The sequence below is a fragment of the Nonomuraea sp. NPDC003727 genome, assembly GCF_053586935.1.
Genome location: NZ_JBSFNE010000013.1, coordinates 125,374 through 131,666 on the forward strand (window position 1 = coordinate 125,374; position 6,293 = coordinate 131,666).

At 71.2% G+C, this 6,293-nt stretch carries 6 protein-coding genes; all 6 read left to right on the top strand.

Annotated features, from left to right (window positions below; all coding sequences use genetic code 11):
* Positions 1 to 119 precede the first annotated feature (119 nt).
* The 6 genes from ACWDLG_RS31060 (at position 120) to ACWDLG_RS31085 (ending at position 6,166) form a co-directional block, all read left to right on the top strand.
* Positions 120 to 1,487 carry a M1 family metallopeptidase gene (locus ACWDLG_RS31060; RefSeq protein WP_449926719.1) on the top strand — a complete coding sequence of 456 codons (1,368 nt, stop codon included), beginning with the start codon at positions 120 to 122 and terminating at the stop codon, positions 1,485 to 1,487.
* A gap of 53 nt (positions 1,488 to 1,540) precedes the next feature.
* A complete protein-coding gene (locus ACWDLG_RS31065; protein WP_354917126.1) occupies positions 1,541 to 2,218 on the top strand; it encodes a uracil-DNA glycosylase in 678 nt (225 codons plus the stop codon).
* An 11-nt stretch (positions 2,219 to 2,229) separates the two neighbouring features.
* The gene (locus ACWDLG_RS31070; protein WP_354917124.1) at positions 2,230 to 2,556 is read left to right on the top strand and encodes a hypothetical protein; all 327 of its coding nucleotides are present in this window, start codon (positions 2,230 to 2,232) and stop codon (positions 2,554 to 2,556) included.
* Positions 2,557 to 3,057: 501 nt separating this feature from the next.
* Positions 3,058 to 3,351: an MTH1187 family thiamine-binding protein gene (locus ACWDLG_RS31075; protein ID WP_449926723.1), complete on the top strand. Its 294-nt coding sequence runs from the start codon at positions 3,058 to 3,060 to the stop codon at positions 3,349 to 3,351.
* A gap of 350 nt (positions 3,352 to 3,701) precedes the next feature.
* Positions 3,702 to 5,267: an FAD-dependent monooxygenase gene (locus ACWDLG_RS31080; protein ID WP_449926725.1), complete on the top strand. Its 1,566-nt coding sequence runs from the start codon at positions 3,702 to 3,704 to the stop codon at positions 5,265 to 5,267.
* Positions 5,268 to 5,293: 26 nt separating this feature from the next.
* Complete coding sequence (locus ACWDLG_RS31085; RefSeq protein WP_449926728.1) at positions 5,294 to 6,166, top strand: winged helix-turn-helix transcriptional regulator; 873 nt, start codon at positions 5,294 to 5,296, stop codon at positions 6,164 to 6,166.
* The last annotated feature ends 127 nt before the right edge of the window (positions 6,167 to 6,293 follow it).

Sequence of the window (6,293 nt, forward strand, 5' to 3'; positions counted from 1 at the left end):
GGTTTCCGCCTGGAATGGGCCCTGGTTTCCGCCTGGAACAGAGGCGCGCCACTCCCGGCGGGCGGCGGGCGGTGGGCATGCGCTCCGAGCGGGCGGTGCGCGTGCGCGAGAATCGCTCTATGAAGCGTCTTCTCGCCCTGGCCGCCTTCACCGTCATCGCCCTTCCGCACGCCTCCGCCGTGGCCGACTCCCCCGGCGCCCCGGGCGCGGGCGACCCGTACTTCCCGGCGCAGGGCAACGGCGGCTACGACGCCCGCCACTACGACCTGGCGCTCGACTACGACCCCCGCACCCGCGTCCTGCAGGGCACGGCGACGATCGGCGCGCGCAGCACCCAGGCCCTCAGCCGGTTCAACCTCGACCTGGTCAGGACCATGACCGTCTCCTCCGTCACCGTCGACGGGACGGCCGCGCGGTTCACCCGCAGGAACGACGAGGTGGTCGTCACGCCGGCCACCGGCATCGCCAAGGGGAAGGCGTTCACCGTCGCGGTGACCTACAACGGCCGGCCCGCCTACGTCGTCGACCCCGACGGCTCCAAGGAAGGCTGGGTGCGCACCCCGGACGGCGTGTTCAACGCCAACCAGCCCCAGGGGGCCATGAGCTGGTACCCCGGCAACCACCACATGACCGACAAGGCCGGCTACCGGTTCAGGGTGACCGTGCCGAACGACCGCGTCGCGGTGGCCAACGGCGAACTGGTCTCCAAGAACGCCGCGATGGGCAAGACGACCTACGTCTGGTCCGCCAAGGAGCCCATGGCCAGCTACCTGGCGACCGTCACCATCGGCGCCTTCACCGTCACCGACACCAAGGTGAACGGCCTGCGCACGATCGTGGCCGTCGATCCCGCGCTCGGGAACGCCGGCAAGCGCCTGGCCCGACGGCACGGCCCCCTGCTCGCCTATTTCAGCCGGATGTTCGGCCCCTACCCGTTCTCCACCACCGGCGCCATCGCCGACAACGCTCCCACCGTCGGCTACGCGCTGGAGGCGCAGACCAGGCCCGTCTACCCGAACGTCCCCGACGACGTCCTGCTCTCGCACGAGCTGGCCCACCAGTGGTTCGGCGACGCCGTCACCCCCACCCGCTGGAAGGACATCTGGCTCAACGAGGGCTTCGCCACCTACGCCGAATGGATGTGGGCCGACAAGCTCGGCACCGTCCGCCTGTCGTCCGCCTTCGCCGACGCCTACGCCAAGCCCGCCGAGGACCCGTTCTGGAAGATTCCGCCCGCCGACCCCGGCGGCCCCAAGCACCTCTTCCACAACGCCGTCTACGTGCGCGGCGCGATGACCCTCCAGGTCCTGCGCAAGGCGGTCGGCGACCAGACGTTCTTCAGGATCCTGCGCACCTGGGTCACCGACCACAAGTACGGCAACGCCACCACCGCCGACTTCGTCGCCCTGTCGGAACGGATCTCCGGCAAGCAGCTCGACACCCTGTTCGATACCTGGCTGTACACACCGGGCAAGCCCGCTTTGTGATCTTTTCGGTACGGCCTGCGGTTTGTCGGAGCTGATCGGTAGGGTGCATGTCCATGGTCGGTCGTCCCCTACACGAAGTAGTCGAACCTGGATGGGCCAGCGCTCTCGAGCCCGTCGCCCAGCGCATCTCGGACATGGGAGATTTCCTCCGCAACGAGATCGCCGAGGGCAGGCAGTACCTTCCCTCCGGTTCCCACGTCCTGCGAGCCTTCAACCAGCCCTTCGACGAGGTCAAGGTGCTGATCGTGGGCCAGGACCCCTACCCCACGCCAGGGCACCCCGTGGGGCTGTCCTTCTCCGTGGCCCCCGACGTGCGCCCGCTGCCCGGCAGCCTGCGCAACATCTACAAGGAGATGGAGACCGACCTCGGCCTGCCGATGCCGTCCAACGGTGACCTGACCCCATGGGCCGAGCAGGGCGTCCTGCTGCTCAACAGGGTGTTGACCGTCATGCCGGGCAAGCCGGCCTCCCACCGCGGCAAGGGTTGGGAAGAGGTGACCGAGCAGGCCATCCACGCGCTGGTCGCGCGTGACAAGCCGATGGTGGCGATCCTGTGGGGCCGGGACGCCCGCAACCTCGCGCCCATGCTCGGACAGGTGCCGCGCATCGAGTCCGCCCACCCGTCGCCCCTGTCGGCCCGCAGCGGTTTCTTCGGCTCGCGCCCCTTCAGCCGGGCCAATGAGCTGCTCGTCCAGCAAGGCGCGACGCCCGTGGAGTGGAAGCTGCCCTAGGCTCTTCTGCCATGAGTGATGAAGAAAAGTTCCTCCGCCTCACGGTCGAGCTGACCGTCGAGGTGCTGGACGTCGCCGCCCTGCAGGCGGCCGCCCTCGCCGAGATCCGGCACCCTGACGCCGACCTCGACGAGGACGAGCGCAAGGAGCAGGCGGAGCTGGTCAGCTCCGACGAGACGGGCGCGACCGCGCTGCAGTGGCTTATCGAGCCCGACCATGTCCTGTCGCTGATCGACCACATCCAGGAGGTCGAGCCGCGCGAGGCCGTTCTGGGCGTTGAGCCCTCCGAGGGGCCCAGCGACGAGGACGAGGATGACCACGAAGGTCACGACCACTGAGGCTCAGGGGTGGGAGCCACCGCTCCCACCCACGGCCCTTCCCCGGGAAGGGCACTCCTCCGGCATGCGCGGCGGGGACGCGGCTCCCACGGGACCGCGACGCCGACGCGCCGGCCCGGCGGACAGCCCGACAACCAAACCGTCTGAGTAAACCGGAAACGTCGCGCACCGCGAACCGACCGGCAGCCGGGCGAGGAAAGCGCAGCAAGCCGGCAGCCCGGCACGGAAGAGCAGCGCGGGGCCGCCCGGCAGGCCGACGCCCGAACGTGGCCCGAGCCGATCGGTCACCCGGCAGCCCGGCGCCCGAACGCGGCCCGAGCCGATCGGTCACTCGGTAGACAAGCGGCCCGAGCTGATCGGTCACCCGGCGCGCAAGCGCAGCCCGAACCGATCGAGCACCCGATGCGGAAACGCAGCCCGAGCCGATCGGTCTGGCTGGTGCGCGCGCGAAGCGCGAGCCGGCTCGGTGGCATGGTGGTTTCTCGCGGCTAGGATCGAGTCATGATCGTTGCATTCTCCATCACGCCGCTCGGGGTCGGCGAGGGAGTCTCGGAGCCGGTGGCGCGCGCGGTCAAGGTGGTCCGCGACAGCGGGCTCCCCAACCGGACCGACGCCATGTTCACCACCGTCGAGGGCGAGTGGGACGAGGTGATGGACGTGGTGAAGCGGGCCGTCGAGGCCGTGGGCGAGGTCGCTCCCCGGGTCAGCCTGGTGCTGAAGGCGGACGTCCGTCCGGGCGTCACCGACGGCATGACGAGCAAGGTCGAACGGCTGGAGCAGCACCTGCGCGACTGATCGCGCACCACCCGCGCCGGAGCAGGCACGCCGGACGCTCCGATCGAGGTGGCCCGCTCTCGGGCGCCTGCGATGCGCAGCCCAGGTGGCGGACTGGACCCGCGCTGGGCGCTGCCGCGTCGTCACGAAGATATGACGGGCGTGGCGAGGCCCCGCTGACTGCTGAGCCCGCGCTGCCGCGGCGATAACCGCTCAGGGGGTGCGACGCCCGTGCGGGAGCCGTACGGACCGAACCCGGAGCCGGAACCCCGACCCGAAGCCGATGAGTCGAGCAACTCGAGATATATCTTGACGATCGAGAAGTCGCGTCATATCTTGACGATACGCGATATGTCTCGAAGGAGCGAACGATGCGAGTACCCGTACTGATCGTCGGCGGCGGCTACGCGGGCCTCAGCGCCGCGACCATGCTGGCCTGGCGGGGCGTCCCCGTCATGCTGGTCGAGCGGCACGCGAGCACCTCGATCCAGCCCAAGGCGTTCGGCGTCAGCACGCGCGCCGTCGAGCTGCTACGCCCCGTTTCCGGCCTGGAGGAAGAGCTCCGGGGTATCTGGCAGGGCATCGGCGAGAGCATGCGCATCGCGATCGCGGCCAGTCTCACCGACCCCGACGCCAACATCATCCTCGACACCAGCACCATGCCCTTCCCCCGGCACCTGTCGCCCGCGCCCGACCTGGGCGCCCCCCAGGCCGAGGTCGAGCGGATCCTGCGCCGCAAGGCCGAAGAACTGGGCGCCGACCTGCGCTTCTCCACCGAACTGGTGTCGCTCGAGCAGGACGAGGACGGCGTGACCGCCCTGCTCCGCGCCGACGGCGTCGAGACGACCGTGCGGGCCGACTACGTCATCGCCGCCGACGGCTACCGCAGCCCGATCAGGGCCGCACTCGGCGTCACCACCTCGGGCAAGGGGGTGCTCGGCCACATGCGCGCGATCATGTTCGACGCCGACCTCACCACCCTGGTCAACGAGCGCGAGGTCACCCTCTGGTTCCTGCAGAACACCACCTTCACCGGCGCGCTCATCACCGGCACCGGCGTCGGCGCCCACGTGCTCGGCGTCAACTACGACGGCGAGGAGCCCGGCTTCGACGACGTCGAGATGGTACGGCTCGGCGTCGGCGTGCCCGACCTCGACGTCACCGTCCTGGACACCACGTCGTTCGCCATCGGCCACGTCCTGGCCGACACCTACCGTGTGGGGCGGGTGTTCCTGGCCGGCGACGCCGCCCACACCATGCCGCCGACCGGCGGGCAGGGCGGAAGCACCGCGCTGCAGGACGGCTGCGACATCGCCTGGCGGCTCTGGCTGGTCGTCTCGGGCCAGGCCGACCCCGCCTTCCTCGACTCCTACGACGCCGAACGCCGTCCGGTCGGCGAGCTGGTCGCCGACGCCCAGCTGGCCAACCTCGGCTTCCGCATGCCGCCGGCGGAGCGGGTCGACTACCCCGAGCCGCTCGAGGACCCCTTCGCCGCGATCCTCGGGTGCCGGTACCACTCCGCCGCGATCCTGTCGGAGCCGGACGACGACGGCTCGCTGCTGGAGGACCCGCGCGTCGCCACGGGCCGGCCCGGCGGTCGAGCCCCGCACGTCGTCCTCGACTGGGACGGGCGCACGATCTCGACGCTCGACCTGTTCGGGTCGGGGTTCGTGCTGCTCGCCGGGCCGTACGGGCAGAGCTGGGTGGACGCCGGCCGCGCCGTCAGGGACCAGCTCGGCGTGCGTCTGGCGCCGCACCGCATCGGCGGCGAACTGCTGGACGTCGAGGGACAGTGGCTGGAGCGGTACGGCGTGGGCAAGGCCGGCGCGGTCCTCGTGCGCCCCGACGGGTACGTCGCCTGGCGCAGCGCCGGCCCCGACCTCGACCCGGCGGGCACGCTGGAGAGCGCGCTGGTGCGCATTCTCAGTCTCCTTTAGAGACTCGCCCGGCGTACAGTGAGGACATGAACCGAGACCTTCGCGGACAGGACGTCCCCTGCTCGATCGCGCAGGCCGCGTCCGTGGTCGGCGACTGGTGGAGCCTGCTGATCGTGCGCGAGGCCACGCGGGGGCGCCGGCGCTTCGAGGAACTGCTGGTCGAGCTGGGCATCTCCCGCAAGGTCCTCACCGAACGGCTGCGGCACCTGGTCGAGCGCGGGGTGCTGGAGCGCAGGCCGTACCAGTCGGGGCCGGTCCGGCACGAGTACGTGCTCACCGACGTGGGATGGGCCCTCGCTCCGGTGCTGATCTCCCTGCAGGACTGGGGCGACCGCTGGCTCGCCGGGGACGGCACGCTGACCGGGGTGGCACCGCCCGGCAGCCCGGAGGCCCAGCGGGTGCGGGCGCTGGCCGGGACCACGATCCCGGCGCCGGTGGAACTGCCGAGCGCCTCCGGCCCCGTCGAGCTGGTGGACGGTCCCACGGTGCTGTTCACCTACCCGGCCACCGGCGTGCCGTCGCCGCTGCCGCCCGCGTGGAACGAGGTGCCGGGGGCGGTGGGCTGCACCCTGGAGAACCGGCTGTTCAGGGACCACGCCGCCGCGTTCGCGGGCGACGGGATCGCGATTCGGGGGGTGAGCACGCAGCGTCCCGACGAGCAGGCGGTCTTCGCGGAACTGGAGGGGATCCCGTTCCCGCTGCTGTCGGACACCGAGTTGCGGCTGGCGGCGGCCCTGCGGCTGCCGACGTTCAGGGCGGGGCAGACGGTACGGCTCAAGCGGCTCATCCTTGTGGTGGACGGGCAGCGGGTGATCCGGCACACGATCTTCCCCGTCCTGGACATTCCGGCAGCGGTGAAGGAGGCACACGAAATCGCCCGCACCCTCCCCACCACCTGAGCCCTCAGCCACTCTCTCCCGACACCCCGGCACCCCGGCACCCCGGCACCCCGGCACCCCGGCACCCCGGCACCCCGGCACCCCGGCACCCCGGCACCCCGGCACCCCGGCACCCCGGCACCCCGGC